The sequence below is a fragment of the Kitasatospora cinereorecta genome, from assembly GCF_024172095.1.
Classification (GTDB): Bacteria; Actinomycetota; Actinomycetes; order Streptomycetales; family Streptomycetaceae; genus Kitasatospora; species Kitasatospora cinereorecta.
On the sequence record NZ_JAMZDX010000001.1, the window covers coordinates 390,043 to 409,096 of the forward strand.

Consider the following 19,054-nt stretch of genomic DNA (forward strand, 5'->3'; position numbering starts at 1 on the left):
TGGAGAGGCCGGGGCAGCGGCGTGTCCGGGATGCTGTGTTGTCAGGAACACGGGGTGAGCAATGTGAGGAGCGGGAGATGAACGCGTACGACGGCCCCTGGCTGGTGGTCGGCCTGGGCAATCCGGGGGAGGGCTACGCCCGCAACCGGCACAACATCGGCTTCATGGTGGTCGACCTGCTGGCCGGGCGGATGGGCGCCAAGTTCAAGACCCACAAGAGCCGCGCCCAGGTTGCCGAGGGGCGGCTCGCCGGCAAGCGGGTGGTGCTGGCCAAGCCGATGTCCTTCATGAACCTCTCCGGCGGGCCCACCACCGCCCTGCGCGACTTCTACAAGGTCCCCAACGAGGGCCTGGTCGCCGTCCACGACGAGCTGGACATCGACTACTCCGCGCTGCGGCTCAAGTGCGGCGGTGGCGACAACGGCCACAACGGGCTGAAGTCCATCACCAAGTCGCTGGGGCCGGACTACTTCCGGGTCCGCTGCGGCATCGGCCGCCCGCCGGGCCGGATGGAGGTCGCCGACTTCGTGCTCAAGGACTTCTCCTCCACCGAGCGCAAGGACCTCGACTGGTTCGTCGACCGGGCCGCCGACGCGGTCGAGGCGCTGGTCTCCGAGGGCCTGGAACGCGCCCAGGGCTCCTACCACTCCTGAGCCTTCGTCAAGAACGCGTACGCGCTTACGCAACGGTCGTACAACGCTTGCCCCGTGGTAACCGAAACCCGGTCGGAACGACCCGATCCATCGGATACGGTCTGACCGGAAACGCAGGGGTTGAGGTGCCGTCTCTGGGGGTAAGGACCGTGGTTCGGTCGGAACGTGTCGGGCGCGTCGTGGGTGGGGCCGTGCTGTGTGCCGCGGCTGCCGGCTGGCTGACGCCCGCCGCCGCAGTCGAGCCGAGCGGCTCGCCGGAGCCCGCCGCCGCACAGCTCACCACCCCGCCCGCCTCGGTCAGCGTCGGCTCCGCCGGCGGGTACGCCGTGGTCGGCGGGCTGGTGGTGGTCGCGGGCGGCGCGGCGACGTGGTTGCGCAAGCGCCGCGCTTCGGCTGATTGAGGCCAACCCAGAGGGGCGCGGGGAACTGCGCGACCAGCCACGCTCTACGTGAGTGCATGGCCGGGCGCGCAGTTCCCCGCGCCCCTGGTGGTTGGCCCGAACAGGCAGGTCAGCCCGTGTTGCGCAGGCCCGCGGCGATGCCGTTGACGGTCAGCAGCAGGGCACGGGCCCGCAGCTGGTTCTCCGGCCGGCCGGCGGCGGCCTCCTCGCGCTGGTGGCGCAGCAGCGCGACCTGCAGGTAGGAGATCGGGTCGAGGTAGGCGTCGCGGACGGCGAAGGTCTGCTTCAACACCTCGTTGTGCTCCAGCAGTTCGCCCTCCCCGGTGAGGCGCAGCACCTCGCGCAGGGTGAGTTCGTGCTCGGCCACGATCTGGTCGAAGATGTGGTGCAGCTCGGCCGGGACCAGCTGCTCGACGTAGTGGCGGGCGATCCGCAGGTCGGTCTTGGCCAGCGTCATGGCGACGTTGGACAGGAAGTTGCGGAAGAAGTGCCACTGGCCGTACATCTCGTCCAGCACGTCGCCGAGGCCGGCCTCGCGGGCGGCGGCCAGGCCGGAGCCGACGCCGTACCAGCCGGGGACGATCTGGCGGGACTGGGTCCAGCCGAACACCCACGGGATGGCCCGCAGGCCGTCCAGGCCGGCGCCGGAGTCGGGGCGGCGGGACGGGCGGGAGCCCAGGTGGAGCGAGGCGAGCTGGTCGACCGGGGTGGCGGCGAAGAAGTACTTGGGCAGGTCGTCCTGCTCGACCAGGCCGCGGTACGAGGTGTGGGCGGCCTCGGAGACCCGGTCCATCGCGGCGTCCCAGCGGGCCAGCTCCTCGGGGGCCTGGCGCGGGGCGGTGTGCAGCGCGGAGGCGGCCAGCGTGGCGGAGATGGTGAGTTCGAGGTTCTCCCGGGCCAGCGACGGCAGCAGGTACTTGTCGGAGATCACCTCGCCCTGCTCGGTCACCTTGATCTCGCCCTCCAGGGTGCCCCAGGGCTGGGCGAGGATCGCCTCGTGCGAGGGGCCGCCGCCGCGGCCGACGGTGCCGCCGCGGCCGTGGAAGAGGCGCAGCCGGATCCCGTAGCGGTGGGCCACGTCGCGCAGCCGGCGCTGGGCGCGGTGGATCTCCCACTGCGAGGTGGTGATGCCGCCGAACTTGGAGGAGTCGGAGTAGCCGAGCATGACCTCCTGGATGTCGCCGCGCAGCGAGACCAGCAGGCGGTAGGAGGGGTCGGAGAGCATCTCCTCCAGGATCCGGTCGGCCTGCTGGAGTTCGTCGGTGGTCTCCAGCAGCGGCACGATGCCGATCTTGGCGATCCCGGAGTGCAGGTCGATCAGGCCGGCCTCGCGGGCCAGCACCGCGGCGGCGAAGACGTCGTCGGCGCCCTGGCACATGGAGATGATGTACGACTCGACGATCTCGTCGCCGAAGCGCTCGAAGCCCTCGCGGATGGTGGTGAAGACGCCGAGGGTCTTGGCGCCGGCGGCGTCCAGCGGAGCCGGGGTGGGGGCCAGCGGGCGGCGCGAGCGCATCTCCTTGGAGAGCAGGCGCTGGCGGTACTCGCGCGGCATGTCGGTGTAGCGCCAGGCCTCCTCGCCGAGCCGGTCGAAGAGCTGGCCGAGCGCGTGGTGGTGGGCCTCGGCGTGCTCGCGGACGTCCATGGTGGCCAGCTGCAGGCCGAACGCCTCGACGGTGCGGATGGCGCGGGCGAGGCGGCCGTCGGCGATCAGGCCGCCGCGGTGGGCGCGCAGCGACTCCTGGATCAGCTTGAGGTCGGCGACCAGCTCGCGGGTGCCGACGTAGTCGCGGCCGACCACGTGCGGGGTGCCGGCGGCCAGGCGGTCCCGGGTGTTCTCCAGCTTGAGCCGGATGCAGGTGGCCTTGAGCCGGTACGGCTCCTCGGCGTTCATCCGCTTGTAGCGGGGGCTGAGTTCGGGCAGCTGCTGGAGGTCGGCGTCGAGCGAGGCGAGCAGTTCCTCGGAGGCGCCGGCCAGGCGGACCGAGGTGGAGAGCGAGGCGCGCAGGTCGTCGACGGCGGCCAGCGCGTCCTTGATGCCGTACTCGTGCTGGAGGTTGAGGACGTCCCAGGTGACCTGCGGGGTCACGTTGGGGTTGCCGTCGCGGTCGCCGCCGATCCAGGTGCCGAAGGTCAGCGGGCGGACGCCCTCGGGCAGCGCCAGGCCGACCCGGGCGAGCTCCTCGTGCAGCTCCTCCAGCACCTCCGGGACGGCCTCGCGGTAGAGCTCGTCCAGGTAGTAGACGGCGTTGCGGGCCTCGTCGGTGGGCTCGGGGCGGGCGATCCGCAGCTCGTCGGTCTGCCACAGCAGGTCGATCACCTCGGCGAGCCGGCGGTCGGCCTGGCGGCGGGCGGAGGTGTGCCGGGCCGGGTCCACCTCGGCCAGCCCGGAGGCGGCGTGCTCGCGGTGGATGCGCTCCAGCAGCTCGCCGATCCGGCGGAGCTTGTTGAGCACCGAGCGGCGGGCCGCCTCGGTCGGGTGCGCGGTGAACACCGGACGGACGGCCAGATGGGCCAGCGTGTCGGCGAGGTGCTTCGGGTCGGCGTCGGCCAGCTGGTCGGCGGTCTGCGCCAGCTGCGAGCCCTCGCGGGCGCGGCGGGCGGCGAACTCCCGGCCGCGGTGCACCTGCTCGGTGACGTTGGCGAGGTGGAAGTAGGTGGAGAAGGCCCGGACCAGCTTGCCGGCGGTCTCCAGGTCGATCTCGCCGAGCAGCTGCGCGGTGGCCTCGCCGTCGGTCCGGCTGAGCAGGCGGACCTGCTCGACCAGGCCGAGCAGTTCGGGGCCCTCCTGCCGGACGAGCGTCTCGCCGAGCAGGTCGCCGAGCCGGCGGATGTCCGCGCGCAGGGCGGCGTTGTCGGCGACGGTCGGCGATGGGTTGTCCGCCGAGGTGGGGACCGGAGCGGTCACGGCTGGCTCCCTGTGGTGGTGGGGTTCGGCAACGGCTCTGCATCACCGTGCGGGGTGATGTGTGCGGACCGCGCTGTCCGGACGCGACCAGCATAGGTGGCACCGGGTGCCGCGTCCGAGACGTGGCCGGATGGCGGACACCCGTGCTGCGTAGGCTGTGCCGCATGAGCAAGACGCAGGGGGACGGCGCGACCCGGGCACCGTGGTGGTGGGGTCGGCGCCGGAGCGTGGTGCTGGACGTGGCGGTGGCGGCGCTGGCCGGCCTGGAGTGCGCGTTCGGCGCGTACGGGCTGGTGCAGGACCGGCTGCACCTGGGGGTGGCGACCGGGGTGGTCGCGGTGGTGCTGGGTGCGCTGGCGGGGGCCTCGCTGGTGGTGCGGCGCCGCTGGCCGGCGGTGCCGGTGCTGGTCGCGCTGGTGTTCGTGCCGGGCCTGTTCGGCGTGGTGCTGCTGGTGGTGTCGCTCTACACGCTGGCCGCCACCTGGGAGTGGCCCTCGCGCCGCCGCCGGGTGGTGCTGCTCTCCGCGCTGGCGATGGCGGAGACCTTCGGCATGGTGCTGTTCGCGATGACCGCGCCCACCGAGGCGCCGCCCACCGAGCCGCTCCCGCCGACCTGGGTGTTCGCGCTGATCGCGGCGGTGATGGCGGTCGGCCTGGTGGCCGCCCCGGTGGCCACCGGGCTGTACGTCGGGGCCCGCCGCCGGCTGGTGGAGTCCCTCAAGGACCGCGCCCACGGCCTGGAGACCGAACTCGACCTGCTCGCCGAGCAGGCCAGGGAGCGGGCCCGGCGGGCCCGACTGGAGGAGCGCACCCGGATCGCCCGGGAGATGCACGACGTGGTCGCCCACCGGGTCAGCCTGATGGTGGTGCACGCCGCAGCCCTGGAACGGGTCATCGCCAAGGACCCGGAGCGGGCCCGGCAGAGCGCCCGGCTGGTCGGCGACGTGGGCCGGCAGGCCCTGGACGAGCTGCGCGAGATCCTCGGCGTGCTGCGGATGGCGGACGCCCACGAGGAGGCCGGACCGGGCGGCGCCGCCCAGCCCGAGCCGGTCGACTCGCTGGCGGCGCTGCCCAGGCTGGTGGACCAGTCGCGGGCGGCCGGGATGGCGGTGACGTTCACGGTCAGCGGCGAGCGCCGCCCGTACGCGCCCGAGGCCGAGCAGACCGCCTTCCGGGTGGTGCAGGAGGGGCTGACCAACGCGCACAAGCACGCCGGCGGCGCGCCGGTGACGGTGGTGCTGGCGTACGTGCCCAACGGGGTGCGGGTGGTGGTGGTCAACGAGCCGGCCGCGGCGAAGGAGACCGGGGTCGCGCTGCCCAGCGGCGGCAACGGGCTGGTCGGGATGCGCGAGCGGGTGCTGGCGCTGGGCGGCAGCTTCGCCGCCGGTCCGGCGGACAGCGGCGGTTTCCGGGTGGAGGCGGTGCTGCCCTCACGCCTGTCGGTGCAGGCCGACCGGCTGGTCTAGGGCCCGTCTGACAATTCCCGCCGGGCGGGCGCCGCCGGAGCACGCACCTCGCCGGCTTGTCGTCGGTCGCCGATGCTCCGCATGGACTCCCTCCTCCGCACCGCCGAGCCACGCACTCCAACGCCGCCCGCTGATCCGACGGGAATTGTCAGACGGGCCCCAGGGCCTGCCGGTCCTGGCGCTCGGTCCGGTCCTGGCGCTCGGTCCGGTCGGTGTCCGCTTCCCGTTGGGGCCGCTGGGGTGCCAGCAGGCGTCCGAGCGGCGGCTGCACCAGCGGGCGGAGCAGCCGGACCACCGGCGGCAGGGCCAGCACCACCGCCAGGGCGAGCGCGCAGCCCCCGAGCAGCGGCAGCGCCGTCCACCAGTGGTGCAGGGCGCGGGCGTGGTAGATCCCGGACGCCTGGACCAGCTTCAGCGGCAGGCCGTGCAGCAGGTAGACGTAGAGCGAGGCGGCGCCGAGCGCGGTGAACCGGGTCCGGCCCTCCGGGAGCACGGCCAGGAACGCGGCCCCGGCCACCAGCGAGACCAGGCCGAGCGCCGCCCGTACTCCCAGCCAGACCGGGAAGGAGACGTGCAGCTGGGCGGCGCTGTCGGTGTACTCCAGCCAGCCCGGCTCCAGCAGCTCGGGCGCCGCCGCCCACACCCCGGCGGCCACCGTCGCCAGCACCGGCCACCCCCAGCGGCGCACCCGGGGCCGGCGCAGCAGCGCGAAGTGCTCGGGGCGCAGCACCAGGCCCAGGACGAAGAACGGCAGGAAGCCGACGGTCCGGCCGAACGCCAGGTCCGGCGGGAAGGCGTCCACCGCGCCGGAGGCCGCGGCCACCAGTACCGCGACCGGGAGCGGGTGGCGCAGCGCCGTCCACAGCGGCACGGTCAGCCGCCAGACCAGCAGCGACAGCAGGAACCAGGTCAGCCAGCGCGGTTCCAGCAGCGGGATCGGGGTGATCCGGCGCTCCAGCACCATCCCGACCACGTTGTACAGCAGCTGGAACACCACGTACGGCACGGCCAGCTGGCCGACCAGCCGGGGGCCGTCGACCAGTGGGCGGCCCGGGCGCGGCTGCGCGAAGTAGCCGCACAGGGTGATGAACAGCGGCATCGAGAAGGCCGCCACCGTGAGCACGGCGGCGGCGGTGGTGCGGTCGTACGACAGCAGCGGCATCCAGGTGTGGGCGCAGACCACCAGGGCGACCGCGGCGAACTTCGCGTTGTCGAAGAGCGGTTGGCGCTCGCCCATCCTGGTCTCCTCAAAAGCTCCACATCTCGGTTGCCACAGTGTGGCGGCAACGGTGTGCGGAGGGGAGGGGATTGGCGAATCCCGGCGGCGCACCGGCCGGGACGCGCGCCGGTCAGTCGGCGGAACGCAGCAGGTGCGGGGTCAGGCCCAGGACCAGCGTGGAGATCGCCAGGTCGATGGTGGCGCCGAGGAACCACTCGCCGGTGTGGTCGAGGCTGAACACCCGGCCTTGCTCGTCGATGGCCAGCAGCGCCTGCCCGTACCGCTCCTCGCCGAGCGGGGCGAGCCGGGTGCCCAGCGCCCGGCCCAGGTCGGCCAGGGTGCGCGGCTGGTGCAGTCCGCAGACCGGGTCCAGCAGGAACGGGGTGCGGGCCAGGGTGCGGCCGGGGCCAGGGACGTCGAAGGCGAGGCCGCCGAACTCGGCCCAGGCCTCGACCGCGGCCGGGAAGACCGTGTGCGGGACGTCCAGCGGCTCGCCGTGGGCGGCCAGGACGTCCGCCCACTCCTCGGCCTGGCGGATCTCCCAGCGGCCCGGGTGCCAGCCGGCCTGCTTGAGCGCGGCGGCGACGTCGGCGGGGAAGCGCGGCTGGGAGCGCAGAGTGCTCGCGTTCAGGGTGTGCTCCGGTGACTCGGGGACAGGACGGCGGCGTCAGCGGTCGGCGGGGCCGACGGCGACGCTCGCGACGTTCAGATGCTCCAGCAGGGGAGCGCAGGAGCGGCACGGCGGCGCGTGCGTACCGTGCGCCGGATCGCCCTCCTCGCGGATGCGCAGCGTGGTCAGCCGGGCGCCCTTGAGCGCCTTGCGCGCCTCCTGGACGGTCATCGGCTTGCGCGCCGCGCGCTTGGAACGCGCCGCGTCCACCGAGGTCAGGTACTGGGAGAGGAGCGCCGCCTCCGGGCAGCGGCCCAGGAAGCGCTCCCGCTGCTCCACCGGCAGGGCGGCCAGGAACTCCGCCACCAACGGGTGAAGCGCGGGCGGCAGCTCCGACTTGTCACCCGCCAGGGTGTGCACGTCGCCGCCGCGCAGCGACAGCGCCGCGGCCACGGCCGGCAGCAGGCTGTCCCGCTGGTGGTGCAGCGCGGGCACCTGCAGCGCGGGCACCTCTGGTTCCGCGTGATCCATGGCCGCTCCTCGGTCGTGCTCGGTGCGCCGGCAGTTCTCGGCTGCCGGGGGTCTGCTGACGGACGGTGATCTCCCCGTGAAGGGACCAGCCTGCCAAACGCCTCCGACAACCGCCGCGCCGGGGTGCGCGCAGGGCCCGTGACCGGGTCCGGACACACCCGGTCCCACGCTGGCGCACGGGCCCGCGGACGGGGGCGGCTTTCCCGAATAGGGCCCCGTCGCACCGGCCCGGCCGGTAGCGTTCCCACGACGCGGCAAGGGGGGTCTTGCAATGGCGAGCGCATCCAAGGACGTGGCGCACGAAGCGCCCGGAGAGCACGTACCGACGCCCGGGGTGCCGGAACCCCGGCCCACGGAACGCATCGGACTGGCGGTGGTCGGCGCCGGGTACTGGGGACCGAATCTGGTCCGCAACGCCCAGCAGACACCGGCACTGAAACTGCACTGGCTGTGCGACCTCGACGACGCCCGCAGCCGGCGGGTGCTGGGCGAGTACAGCACCGTGACCGCCACCACCTCGTTCGAGGAGGTGCTGGCCGACGAGCGGGTGCGGGCGGTGGCGATCGCCACCCCGGCGGCCGCGCACTACCGGCTGGTCCGGGCGGCCCTGGAGGCCGGCAAGCACGTCCTGGTGGAGAAGCCCATCACCACCACCGTGGCCGACGCCGCCGAGCTGGTCGAACTCGCCGAGGCCCGCGGGCTGGTGCTGATGTGCGACCACACCTTCTGCTACACGCCGGTGGTCCGGCGGATCCGCGAGCTGGTGCACGGCGGCGAGATCGGCGACGTCCAGTTCTTCGACTCGGTCCGGATCAACCTCGGCCTGGTCCAGCCCGACGTGGACGTGCTGTGGGACCTCGCCCCGCACGACCTGTCCATCCTCGACTTCGTCCTGCCGCCCGGTGTCGAGCCGATCGGCGTCAGCGCCCAAGGCGCCGACCCGATCGGGGCCGGCCGCGCCTGCGTGGCGTACCTCACCGTGCGGCTGTCCAACGGCGCGCTGGCCCACTGCCACGTCAACTGGCTCTCCCCGACCAAGGTCCGCACCACCCTGATCGGCGGCTCGCGGCGCACCCTGGTCTGGGACGACCTCAACCCGCACACCCGGCTCGCCATCCACGACCGCGGCGTCGACCTGACCCCGCCGGACGAGCTCACCGACGCCATCCGGCACCGCGCGCTGATCTCCTACCGGGTCGGCGACGTGGTCGCCCCCGCCCTGGTCGAACAGGAGGCGCTGCGCAACGTGATGGCCGAGTTCGCCGCCGCCATCACCGAGGGCCGCGCCCCGCTCACCGACGGCCGCTCGGGCCTGCGGGTGCTGCAACTGCTGCACGCCGCCTCCCGCAGCCTCGAACTCGGCGGCGCCACCGTACCGGTCGGGCCCGGTGCCGACGGCCTCGACGCCGGCCTCGGCAGTGACTCCGACGTAGCACTGATCACCGCACAGGAGAGGGCCGTCGCCCGATGAACGCCGTTCCCATCGAGGGTTCCCGCTGCCTGGTGACCGGCGGCGCCGGCACCATCGGCTCCACCGTCGTCGACCAGCTGATCGAGGCCGGGGCGGGCGAGGTCGTCGTCCTCGACAACTTCGTCCGCGGCCGGAAGGCCAACCTCGCGTACGCCGAGTCCATCGCCCGCCCCGGCCGGCTGCGGGTCGTGGACGGCGACATCCGCGACCGCGCGCTGCTGCGCGAGCTCCTCGGCGACCGCACCGACCTGCTCTTCCACCTCGCCGCCATCCGGATCACCCAGTGCGCCGCCGAACCCCGGCTCGCCCTGGAGATCATGGTCGACGGCACCTTCGACGTGGTCGAGGCCGCCGCCGAGCAGGGCGTCGGCAAGGTCATCGCCTCCTCCACCGCCTCGGTCTACGGCCTCGCCGACACCTTCCCGACGCCCGAGACCCAGCACCCCTACAACAACGACACCCTCTACGGCGCCGCCAAGGTCTTCAACGAGGGCCTGCTGCGCAGCTTCCACGCCATGTCCGGGCTGGACTACGTCGCCCTGCGCTACTTCAACGTGTACGGCCCCCGGATGGACGTGCACGGCAAGTACACCGAGGTGTTCATCCGCTGGATGGAGCGGATCGCCGGCGGACAGCCGCCGCTGATCTTCGGCGACGGCGCCCAGACCATGGACTTCGTCTACACCGAGGACATCGCCCGGGCCAACCTGCTCGCCGCCGCCGCCCCCGTGACCGACCGGGTCTACAACATCGCCTCCGGCTCCGAGGTGTCGCTGCGCGGCCTCGCCGACGCCCTGCTCGCCGCGATGGACTCCGACCTCGACGTCGAGCACGGACCCGCGCGGGGCACCGCCGGCGGCGTGGTGCGACGGCTGGCGGACGTGTCCGCCGCCGAACGCGACCTCGGCTGGAAGCCGGAGCTCGGACTCGAGGACGGCCTCCGCCGGCTCGTCGCCTGGTGGCGGTCTCAGGCATAGGTCTTCAGGGGCGCGGGGAACTGCGCGACCGACCATCACCACTCAGTCAGATCGCGGCACGTGCAACTGGCCCTCGTGGGGGCGATCCAACGCGCCGTACCTTCCGCATTCGCGCAGTTCCCCGCGCCCCTGTTGATAGGAGTTGCTCTCCGATGTCGACCATCCCCGTCATGATCCCCTGGCTCGGCGAGGAGGAGGCCGAGGCGGCGGCAGCCGCCGTGCGGTCCGGGTGGGTGGCGCAGGGCCCCCGGGTGGCGGAGTTCGAGCAGGCGTTCGCCGCGTCGGTGGGCGCGGAGCACGCGGTGGCGGTCTCCTCGTGCACGGCCGCGCTGCACCTGGCACTGATCGGCGCCGGGGTGGGCCCGGGCGACGAGGTGGTGGTGCCGTCGCTGTCCTTCATCGCGACCGCCAACGCCGTCACGTACGTCGGGGCGACCCCGGTGTTCGCCGACGTGGACGCGGCCACCGGCAACCTGACGGCGGCCACGGTCGCCCCGCTGCTGACCGAGCGGACGCGGGCGGTCATCGCGGTCGACCAGGGCGGTGTCCCGGTCGACCTGGAGGCGATCCAGGAGCTCGCGGAGCCGCTCGGCATCACGGTGGTGGAGGACGCGGCGTGCGGCGCCGGTTCGACGTACCGCGGCCGTCCGGTCGGCGCGGCGGCGGAGATCGCCGCGTACTCGTTCCACCCGCGCAAGCTGCTGACCACCGGCGAGGGCGGCATGGTCACCTGCCGCGATGGCGAACTCGCGGCCCGGCTGCGGCGCCTGCGCGAGCACGGGATGAGCGTCTCGGCGGCGGACCGGCACGCCGCGGCGGGCGGGGCGAGCGTGGTGGAGACGTACGACGAGATCGGCTTCAACCACCGGATGACCGACATCCAGGCGGCGATCGGTCTGGTGCAGCTGCGCAAGCTGCCGGCGATGGTGGCCCGCCGCCGCGAACTGGCCGCCCGCTACCGGGAGCTGCTGGGCGACCTGGCCGGCGGCCTGGTCGCGGACCCGGAGCACGGGACGGGCAACTTCCAGGCGTGCTGGCTGCTGCTGCCCGAAGACGCGCCCGACCGGACCGTGGTGCTTGCCCGGCTCGCCGAGCGGGGCGTCTCGGCCCGGCGCGGGATCATGGCGGCGCACCTGGAGACCCCGTACAAGGGCACCGCCCGCGTCCCGCTGCCCGCCACCGAGCTGATCACCGGCCGTTCGCTGATCCTGCCGCTGTTCCACACGCTGACCGAGCAGCAGCAGGACCGGGTGGTCGCGGCCCTGCGGGACGCAGTCGGGTGACGTCGATCAGGCACCTCGGGCACGCCGGCTTCCTGGTCGAGCACGCCGGACTGCGCATCCTGATCGACCCCTGGTTCCACCCGGCCTTCCTGGAGGCCTGGTTCCCGTACCCCGACAACCGGGCGCTGCTGCCCGAGGTGGTCGCCGGCTCCTACGACTACCTGTACGTCTCGCACGCCCACGAGGACCACTTCGACCGTCGGCTGCTGGAACGGCTGTCGCGGGACGTCACCGTGCTGGTGCCGGACTTCCGCAGCCGGGCCATGGCCCGGCGGCTGGCCCGGCTCGGGTTCCGCCGGCAGGTGCGGCTCGGCCACCGCGAGCGGTACCGGCTCGGCCCGGACTCCACCGCCACCATGCTGCTCGACACCAGCCACAAGGAGGACAGCGGACTGCTCCTGGACCTCGGGGGCCTGCGCTTCCTGGACCTGAACGACTGCAACACCCCGATGTCCGAACTGCCGTCCGACGTCGACGTGCTGGCCGCCCAGTACTCCGGCGCGATGTGGTACCCGAACGCGTACGACTACCCGCCTCGGACGATGGTGGCCAAGACCGCGGCGGTCCGCGCCGACCTGCTGGACACCCTCGCCCGCAAGGTCAAGCTCACCGGCGCCCGGACGTACGTGCCCTCGGCCGGTCCGGCCTGCTTCCTCGACCCGGAGCTGGCCCGCTTCAACGACCGGGCGGCCACCATCTTCCCGCACTGGGAGGACGTCGCCGCCGACTTCGCGGCCGCCTGCCCGGAGACCGAGGTGGTGCGCACCGCGCCCGGCGACCGGCTGGACGCGCCGTCCGCGCCCGGCCGCTGGCTCACCGACCCGGACGGCTACCTGGCCGACTACCGGGAGCGCCGCCGCCCCGAGTGGCAGGCGTACCACGCGGAGCCGTACCGGCCGCCCGGCGCGGAGGAGGTCCGGGAGCACTTCGCCCGGCTCCAGCGGCTCAACCGCCCGCTGCTCGCCGACTACCGCCAGGAGCTGCGGATCGAGGCCGGCGGCGCCGCCTGGGGCCTGCCGCTCGGCGACCTGGCCGAGCAGGTCGAGCTGGAGGACTGCCCGGTCGACCCCGGGTACACCATCCGCGTCCCGCCCCGGGCGCTGCGCGCGGTCCTGGACGGCCGGGCCGGCTGGGAGGAGGCGCTGCTCTCCATGCGGCTCAGCCTCCACCGCGACCCTGACGTCTTCGACCTGACCCTGCTCAGCCTGCTCCGCTACGGCCACCAGCCCGCCCAGACCCGGCAGTTGGTGCGCGAGCGGTCCGGCCGGCAGGGCGAGCTGATCAGCCGTGACGGCTACCGGCTGCAGCGGTACTGCCCGCACGCCGGCGAGGACCTCGGCCACGCCGTCATCGCGGACGGCGTGGTCGAGTGCCCGCGCCACCACTGGAAGTGGTCCACCACCACCGGCGCCTGCCTGGAAGGCGGCGCCCTCCCGTTGTTCATCGAACCTGAGGAGCCCCCCGGATGACCGACATCCCCCTCGTCGACCTGCACGCCGCGCACGCCGAGATCGCCGAGGAGGTCCGTGAGGGCTTCGACCGGGTGCTGGCGAGCGGCGCCTACATCAAGGGACCGGACGTCACCGCGTTCGAGCGGGAGTACGCGGCGTTCTCCGGGGTCCGGCACGCGGTCGGCACCGCCAACGGCACCGACGCGCTGGAGCTGGCCCTGCGGGCACTCGACCTCCCGGCCGGCGGCGGGGTGGTGCTGCCCGCCAACACCTTCGTGGCCACCGCCGAGGCCGTGGTCCGGGCCGGGCTGCGACCCGTCCTGGTCGACGTCGACGAGGAGCACCTCCTGATCGACCCGGCCCGGGTGGCCGAGGTGCTGCCGGACGCGGTCGCCCTGGCGCCGGTCCACCTGAACGGGCAGCTCGCCCCGATGGAGGCCCTGCTGGAGCTGGCCGGCGACCGCCCGCTGGTCGAGGACGGTGCCCAGTCCCAGGGCGCCCGCCGGCACGGCCGCCCCTCCGGCTCCTGGGGCCGGATCGCCGCCACCAGCTTCTATCCGGGCAAGAACCTCGGCGCGTACGGCGACGCCGGCGCCGTGGTCACCGACGACGAGGACCTGGCCACCGCGGTCCGGCTGATCGGCGACCACGGCTCCGGCCGCAAGTACGTGCACGAGCGGTTCGGCTTCAACTCCCGGATGGACACCCTGCAGGCCGTGGTGCTCCGCGCCAAGCTGCGCCGGCTGCCGGACTGGAACGAGGCCCGGCGGGCGGCCGCCGAGCGCTACGACAAGCTGCTCGGCGGCATCGACGGGCTCACCACCCCGCGCACCCTGCCCGGCAACGAGCACGTCTGGCACCTGTACGCGGTGCGGATCGAGCGCGGCCGCGACGCCGTCCTGGCCGAGCTGCAGGCGGCCGGCATCGGCGCCGGCGTGCACTACCCGGTGCCGGTCCACCTGCAGCCCGCGTTCCGGTCGCTCGGCCACGCCGAGGGCGCCTTCCCGGTCGCCGAACGGGCCGCGGCCCGGCTGCTGACCGTGCCGCTGTTCCCGCAGATCACCGAGGAGCAGCAGACCCGGGTGGCCGAGGTACTGGCCCGCGCCGTCGGCCGGGCCGCGTAGCGGGAGCAGGAGCGCCGGGCGGGAGCGCCGGGCGGGCCACTGACGGCATGTTGTGTCCCCTAGGCTGGTGTCGAGGTAGTCACCTTCAGCCAGTGGGGGAGCCCAGATGACGACAGGTCGGCCCGGCGCCGCCGCCGTGCCCAACTCGGCGTACGCGGGACAGGTGGTGCAGTTCCCCGACCCGGTACGGGCCGAGCTGCATCCGGCCGGCGTCCGCGTCGACGAGTACGGCTTCCCGGACTTCGCGCCGTACGCGGCCGCCGCCGCCGAGGTCGCCGACCCGCCGCAGGGCTTCGGCGTGGACGAACTCCGGCTGACCGACTACGTCTCCGCGAACGCCGCCCTGTACACCGAGGGCCACCCGCTCTGGGCCGACGTGGACTCCGCCGTCGCCACCCCGCCCGGCTGGACCTGGCACCACGTGGTCGGCCGGGCGGCCCCCGGCCTGCGCCGGATGGAACTGGTCCCGGTCGAGGTCAAGGCGCTGCTGCGGCACCACGGCGGGCTGGCCCGCTCCAGCGCCGACCACTCCCGCCGCGGCACCCGCCCGCTCCAGGAGCACCGCCCCGCCCACCTCTCGCTGGCGAGGGACGGCGGCGACCCGATCGCCGTTCCCGAGGACCTGGTCCAGCGCGCCGAGCAGCGCCTCGGCCACCCGCTGCCCGCGGCCTACCGCAGCTTCCTCAAGCTGGCCGGCGGCCGGGCCCCTGCGGGGGTGGCGCTGGACGTCGAGTTCGGCCTGCTGCTCGACCAGCCGTTCCTGACCCTCAGCGAGGAGTACGGGATCCACGACCTGGTGTACGCCAACAAGTGCCTGCGCGACCACCTCACCAAGGACTACCTGGGCGTCGCCTATGTGCAGGGCGGCCTGCTGGCGCTCAAGGTGCGCGGGGAGCGGACCGGCTCGGTCTGGTTCTGCCCCTACGACGACGCCCGCGACGACGGCTCCGACGAGCCGGCCGAGGCCCGGGTGGAGCGGCTGCTGCTGCCCTGCGGCGACACCTTCGACGACTTCCTGCTCCGGCTGGCGGGGAGCCCGCCGGAGCTGGAGACGGTCGCGGAGCTGATGGTGGACGGCGGGTTCGCCCGGGCCGTCCCGGTGAACTGATGCGCGGGAACGAAGGGGTGGACCTGGCGTGGTGACGACGTACGCGCAGGCGCAGGAGATCGCCGAGGACTGGATCAACGGCGGCGTGCCGCGCTCGCTCCAACGCGAGGTGCGGGTGCGGGAGTTCGACCTCGGCTTCGTCTGCTGGGCGGAGGACCGGCCGGACGCCGGGCAGCCGTCCGGCGGCGAGGTGCGACTGGTGATCGCCCGCGACAGCGGCGCCAGCACGCTCTGGCCGCCGCTGCCGGTCAACGAGGTGGTCCGCCAGTTCGAGGAGCTGTACGGCACCCGGGTCGAGCCCAACCCGGCCGGCGCGGCCAAGCCCGTGCGCGGCGCGGTCGAGGCGACCTCCTTCCTGCTCAGCCCCCCGCAGTGGCTGCAGGAGGCCGGCGCGGCCGCCGTCGCCGAGGAGTCCGCCCGGCTGGGCGGCGCGGGCGCGCCCGCCCGGCAGACCACCCCGCCCGACTCCGGCCGCCCGGCCGGCGACGCGCCCACGCTGCTGGCGCCGCCGCCCGCGGCCGTGCCCGGGCTCGGGCACGGAGAGGACCTGACCGTTCCGCTGCCGGAGCTGCCGTTCCCGCCGCCCCCGCCCGCGGCGGTCCCGCCGTCGTTCCCGCCGCCGCCCGTGCCCCCCGGTGGTACGCCGGTGCCCGGGGTGCCCGTACCGCCGCCGTACGCCGGAGCGCCCGTGCCCCCCGGCGGCACGCCCGTACCCGGCATGCCCGTTCCCGGCGCGCCGGTGCCGTCGCAGCCCGGCGGGCCGGGTATCGCGCATGCCGCGACCATGCTCGCCACCCCCGACTTCCCGCCGCCGGGCCAGGCCGCCGCGCCCGCCCCGTCGATGGAGTACGCCCCGACCATGCTGGCCTCCGACGGCCCGCCCGGACTGATGGGCTTGCCCGGTGCGCCCGGCACCCCGGGTGGTCCGGCGCCGCTCGGCCGCAGCGGTCCGGCGGTTCCGCCGCCCCCGCCGCCCGGCGAGCTGCTGGGCCAGGGTGCCGGTCCGGCGCACGGCGCCACCGGCCGGGGCGGTCCGGGTACCCCGCCGCCCCCGCCGCCGGGCGAGCTGCTGGGCCAGGGCGCGGGCCCGTCCCGCGGTGCCACCGGCCGCGGTGGTCCGGGCGCTCCGCCGCCCCCGCCGCCCGCCGGGCTGCGCGAGGGCGCCCCCGCCGAGCCGAAGGCTCCCGCGCCGGACGCCGCCGGCGTCGCCTACCAGGCCACCCAGCTGGCGCCCGCCCTCGACATCCCCGGCGCGTTCCCGCCCGGGGCGCCGATGCCGCCCGGAGCGACGCCTCCCGGCCCGCCGGCGCCGCCCGGCGGCGTCCCCGGCATGCCGCCGGTCGGCTACGGCTACCCGGTCGCCGGCGCACCCGTCGGCGCCGCGCCGGTGCAGGCCCCGCCGGCCGCCCCGGCCGGGGTACCGGTCCCCCCGGGCGCACCCGCGCCCGCCGGGGCGCCCGCCGGTGCGCCCACCATCGGCCCCGGCACCCAGGCGGTGGTCAGCTACCGCGGGCCGGACGGCTCCGAGCAGACCGTGATCATGCGCAGCGAGCCCGGCACCATGCACCCGGAGGCGAAGGCGCTCCAGGAGCTGCGCCGGCTGGGCGTGCCCGCCGACCAGGTGCTGGAACTCCACACCGACCTGGAGCTGTGTGACCTGCCCGGCGGCTACTGCGCCCGGATGGTCAAGGCGGCCTGGCCGAACGTCCGGATCAGCCACACCGTGCCGTACGGGCGGGACACCGCCGCCCGGCAGTCCGGGATGGCGATGCTCCACGACCACTTGGACCAGCTGCACCAGCTCGCGTCCGCGCCGCAGCGCCCGCGCTCGGTGCGGGTGCCGCTGCCGCCGCCGGGAACGGTGCCGGTACTGCCGCCCGTTCCGCCGCAGCAGCTGGCCGGCGAGCTCGGGCAGGTGTTCGGCCCGGGGGTGTTCCGGTTCGAGCAGCGCGCGGTCGCCCGCCAGGGCGTGCCGGAGGTGGTCGCCCAGACCCTGATGTGGGCCGGGCTGCCGCGTGACTTCACGCCGTTCTTCTGGGCCCAGGCCCAGGAGGGCCGCCCGATCCCGACCCTCGCCGAGCTGGCCGCCGAGCGCGGCCTGCCCGCCGGGCCGGACTTCGGCGGCTACCTGGTGCTCGGCAACGACTACGGCCGGCAGCTGTGCGTCCAGTACGGCACCGCCGCCGTGGTCGGCGTCGAGCTGGACCGCCCCGGCGAGCCGCCGCGCTTCGTCAACAGCAGCGTGCCGGAGTTCGTCCGCTGCCTGGCCGTCCTCGGCCGGATGTGGCCGCTGCGGCACGGGCTGAACCCGGAGCAGGCCGGCCGCTGGACCACCGACCTCCAGGCCCAGCTGATGGCGGTCGACCCGGCCGCCCTGCACACGCCCGAGTCGTGGTGGGCGGTCCTGGTCGAACAATTCTGGGACGGCCTGATGTAGGCCCCGGTTGCCCCGCCGCACACCGCGCGACCTGCGGAAAGCGAGGGGCCGTACCGGTGGCCGGTACGGTCCCTTCGCGTGGCGTGGCCGCGTCGACCTGTTTGGTTTACTGCCTTATCTGCGCAAAATAGGTCAAGCGGATGGGACGGACCATCCGCTGATCACCGCAGGTGGCGGGGCTGCGCAGCCCGCGAGCACGAGGGGAAGAGCCGATGAGCGACGCCGTCTCCCAGAACGGCTTCACCGTTGCCCGGCGTGGCTACGCGCCCGAGCAGGTCGACCACACGCTGGCGGCACTGATCGCCGAACGCGACGAGGCGTGGGAGCGCCTCAGCGTGCTCGGTGCCGGCCTCCGGGAGATGGAGAAGCGTCTCACCGACATCCGGCAGGCTGCCGAGAACGCCCCAGACCCCGACTACTCGCTGCTCAGCGAGCAGGCCGCCGGGCTGATGAAGACCGCCCAGGCCGAGGCGCTCGCCGTGCACACCGCCGCCACCCAGGCCGCCGAGAACGCCCGCGAGCAGGCCCACGACGCCGGCCTGGCCGCCTCCACCCAGGCCAACGAGTACGCCAAGACCACCCGAGACGACGCCGACCGGGCATCGCGCCGCAGCGAGGAGCAGGCCCGCGCCGAGGCCGAGCGGATCCGCAGCGAGGGCGACCGCGAAGCCCGTTCCATCCGCGACACCGCCACCGCCGAGGCCGCCAAGACCCGGGTCGCCGCGGCCGCCGCCGAGGAACAGGGCGAGAGCCGCCTCGCCGAACTCCGGCGCGCCGCCGAACAGGCCCTCGCCGCCAAGGAGGCCGAGGCCGACCGGGCCGAGGAGGAGATCTCCGCCGGTGCCGTACGCCGGCTCAAGGAGTCCGAGCAGCACCGCGAGGAGATGATCGCCGAGGTCCGCCGGATCGACACCGACGCCCAGGCCAAGGCCGACCGGCTGGTCGGCGACGCCCGGGCCGAGGCCGAGCGGATCCGGGCGGCGAGCGAGCGCGAGCACGCCGACTTCGCCGTCCGGCTGGAGACGGTGCAGGAGCACCTCGACACCATCAAGGGGAAGCTCGCCGAGCTCACCGGCTCGGTGGTCGGCGCGCCGGAGGTCGCGGACCCGGACGCAACCGCCTCCGATGCCGAGGCGGAGGCGGAGGCGGAGGCCGGCGAGGGGGCTGCGCACGACGACGCGACCACCATGCTGCGCGCCGTCGCTGCGGCTGCCGCCGCCCCGCCGAAGCCGGCCGGCGCTCCGGCCACCCCGCCCCCGCCGCCCGCCCCCTGGGCCACGCCCGTCATCGACGCCGAGGCGGAGGAGCCCGCCGAGGACGCCGAGGACAAGATCACCCCGAAGATCGTCATCGTCGACGACGGCTCCTCCTACGACGAGCGCAACTACCGCATCACCCGCCGCTGACCGCCTCCG

General features: G+C 74.6%; 15 protein-coding genes. 11 read left to right on the forward strand and 4 right to left on the reverse strand.

Features of this window, described 5'->3' with window-relative positions:
- The first annotated feature begins 77 nt into the window (after nucleotides 1–77).
- Nucleotides 78–653, forward strand: coding sequence for an aminoacyl-tRNA hydrolase (pth, locus tag FHR36_RS01875; protein ID WP_253793164.1), 576 nt, complete (start codon nucleotides 78–80; stop codon nucleotides 651–653).
- 191 nt (nucleotides 654–844) lie between these two features.
- Nucleotides 845–1,054: a hypothetical protein gene (locus tag FHR36_RS01880; RefSeq protein WP_253793166.1), complete on the forward strand. Its 210-nt coding sequence runs from the start codon at nucleotides 845–847 to the stop codon at nucleotides 1,052–1,054.
- A gap of 109 nt (nucleotides 1,055–1,163) precedes the next feature.
- Here the strand turns inward: FHR36_RS01880 and ppc are convergent, their stop codons facing one another.
- Nucleotides 1,164–3,962 (reverse strand): phosphoenolpyruvate carboxylase, encoded by a 2,799-nt coding sequence (ppc, locus tag FHR36_RS01885; RefSeq protein ID WP_253793168.1) that lies wholly within the window; start codon nucleotides 3,960–3,962, stop codon nucleotides 1,164–1,166.
- Nucleotides 3,963–4,126: 164 nt separating this feature from the next.
- Here ppc and FHR36_RS01890 point away from each other — a divergent pair, with 164 nt between their 5' ends.
- Nucleotides 4,127–5,428: a sensor histidine kinase gene (locus tag FHR36_RS01890; protein WP_253793170.1), complete on the forward strand. Its 1,302-nt coding sequence runs from the start codon at nucleotides 4,127–4,129 to the stop codon at nucleotides 5,426–5,428.
- A 148-nt stretch (nucleotides 5,429–5,576) separates the two neighbouring features.
- Here FHR36_RS01890 and FHR36_RS01895 read toward each other — a convergent pair whose 3' ends face one another.
- The 3 genes from FHR36_RS01895 to FHR36_RS01905 form a co-directional block, all read right to left on the reverse strand.
- Nucleotides 5,577–6,665, reverse strand: coding sequence for an acyltransferase family protein (locus tag FHR36_RS01895; RefSeq protein ID WP_253793172.1), 1,089 nt, complete (start codon nucleotides 6,663–6,665; stop codon nucleotides 5,577–5,579).
- Between the two features lie 112 nt (nucleotides 6,666–6,777).
- Nucleotides 6,778–7,278 (reverse strand): SUKH-3 domain-containing protein, encoded by a 501-nt coding sequence (locus FHR36_RS01900; RefSeq protein WP_253794654.1) that lies wholly within the window; start codon nucleotides 7,276–7,278, stop codon nucleotides 6,778–6,780.
- 36 nt (nucleotides 7,279–7,314) lie between these two features.
- The gene (locus tag FHR36_RS01905) at nucleotides 7,315–7,788 is read right to left on the reverse strand and encodes a YwqJ-related putative deaminase (protein ID WP_253793174.1); all 474 of its coding nucleotides are present in this window, start codon (nucleotides 7,786–7,788) and stop codon (nucleotides 7,315–7,317) included.
- A 271-nt stretch (nucleotides 7,789–8,059) separates the two neighbouring features.
- Here FHR36_RS01905 and FHR36_RS01910 point away from each other — a divergent pair, with 271 nt between their 5' ends.
- The 8 genes from FHR36_RS01910 to FHR36_RS01945 all read left to right on the forward strand — a co-directional run bounded on the left by FHR36_RS01910 (nucleotide 8,060) and on the right by FHR36_RS01945 (nucleotide 19,045).
- The gene (locus FHR36_RS01910; protein ID WP_253793176.1) at nucleotides 8,060–9,259 is read left to right on the forward strand and encodes a Gfo/Idh/MocA family protein; all 1,200 of its coding nucleotides are present in this window, start codon (nucleotides 8,060–8,062) and stop codon (nucleotides 9,257–9,259) included.
- Nucleotides 9,256–10,236, forward strand: a complete 981-nt coding sequence (locus FHR36_RS01915) for an NAD-dependent epimerase/dehydratase family protein (RefSeq protein ID WP_253793178.1) — start codon at nucleotides 9,256–9,258, stop codon at nucleotides 10,234–10,236. The genes FHR36_RS01910 and FHR36_RS01915 overlap by 4 nt, the downstream gene beginning before the upstream one ends.
- Nucleotides 10,237–10,388: 152 nt before the next feature.
- Nucleotides 10,389–11,519, forward strand: coding sequence for a DegT/DnrJ/EryC1/StrS family aminotransferase (locus FHR36_RS01920; RefSeq protein WP_253793180.1), 1,131 nt, complete (start codon nucleotides 10,389–10,391; stop codon nucleotides 11,517–11,519).
- Entirely contained in the window at nucleotides 11,516–12,988 is a 1,473-nt protein-coding gene (locus FHR36_RS39800; protein ID WP_253793182.1) for an MBL fold metallo-hydrolase, read from the forward strand. The genes FHR36_RS01920 and FHR36_RS39800 overlap by 4 nt, the downstream gene beginning before the upstream one ends.
- Nucleotides 12,985–14,094, forward strand: coding sequence for a DegT/DnrJ/EryC1/StrS family aminotransferase (locus tag FHR36_RS01930; protein ID WP_253793183.1), 1,110 nt, complete (start codon nucleotides 12,985–12,987; stop codon nucleotides 14,092–14,094). Before FHR36_RS39800 ends, FHR36_RS01930 begins: the two co-directional genes overlap by 4 nt.
- A 106-nt stretch (nucleotides 14,095–14,200) precedes the next feature.
- The gene (locus tag FHR36_RS01935; protein ID WP_253793185.1) at nucleotides 14,201–15,202 is read left to right on the forward strand and encodes an SMI1/KNR4 family protein; all 1,002 of its coding nucleotides are present in this window, start codon (nucleotides 14,201–14,203) and stop codon (nucleotides 15,200–15,202) included.
- A gap of 28 nt (nucleotides 15,203–15,230) precedes the next feature.
- Nucleotides 15,231–17,639: an SUKH-4 family immunity protein gene (locus tag FHR36_RS01940; RefSeq protein WP_308199123.1), complete on the forward strand. Its 2,409-nt coding sequence runs from the start codon at nucleotides 15,231–15,233 to the stop codon at nucleotides 17,637–17,639.
- Nucleotides 17,640–17,851: 212 nt separating this feature from the next.
- The gene (locus tag FHR36_RS01945; protein ID WP_253793187.1) at nucleotides 17,852–19,045 is read left to right on the forward strand and encodes a hypothetical protein; all 1,194 of its coding nucleotides are present in this window, start codon (nucleotides 17,852–17,854) and stop codon (nucleotides 19,043–19,045) included.
- Nucleotides 19,046–19,054: the final 9 nt, after the last annotated feature.

Excerpts from the sequence above, each read along its gene's own strand:
- FHR36_RS01890 (WP_253793170.1), top strand. The coding sequence starts at position 4,127 with ATGAGCAAGACGCAGGGGGACGGCGCGACCCGGGCACCGTGGTGGTGG.
- FHR36_RS01945 (WP_253793187.1), top strand. The coding sequence starts at position 17,852 with ATGAGCGACGCCGTCTCCCAGAACGGCTTCACCGTTGCCCGGCGTGGC.
- FHR36_RS01935 (WP_253793185.1), top strand. The coding sequence starts at position 14,201 with ATGACGACAGGTCGGCCCGGCGCCGCCGCCGTGCCCAACTCGGCGTAC.
- FHR36_RS01905 (WP_253793174.1), bottom strand. The coding sequence starts at position 7,788 with ATGGATCACGCGGAACCAGAGGTGCCCGCGCTGCAGGTGCCCGCGCTG.
- FHR36_RS01910 (WP_253793176.1), top strand. The coding sequence starts at position 8,060 with ATGGCGAGCGCATCCAAGGACGTGGCGCACGAAGCGCCCGGAGAGCAC.
- FHR36_RS01920 (WP_253793180.1), top strand. The coding sequence starts at position 10,389 with ATGTCGACCATCCCCGTCATGATCCCCTGGCTCGGCGAGGAGGAGGCC.
- FHR36_RS01915 (WP_253793178.1), top strand. The coding sequence starts at position 9,256 with ATGAACGCCGTTCCCATCGAGGGTTCCCGCTGCCTGGTGACCGGCGGC.
- FHR36_RS01930 (WP_253793183.1), top strand. The coding sequence starts at position 12,985 with ATGACCGACATCCCCCTCGTCGACCTGCACGCCGCGCACGCCGAGATC.
- FHR36_RS01895 (WP_253793172.1), bottom strand. The coding sequence starts at position 6,665 with ATGGGCGAGCGCCAACCGCTCTTCGACAACGCGAAGTTCGCCGCGGTC.
- pth (WP_253793164.1), top strand. The coding sequence starts at position 78 with ATGAACGCGTACGACGGCCCCTGGCTGGTGGTCGGCCTGGGCAATCCG.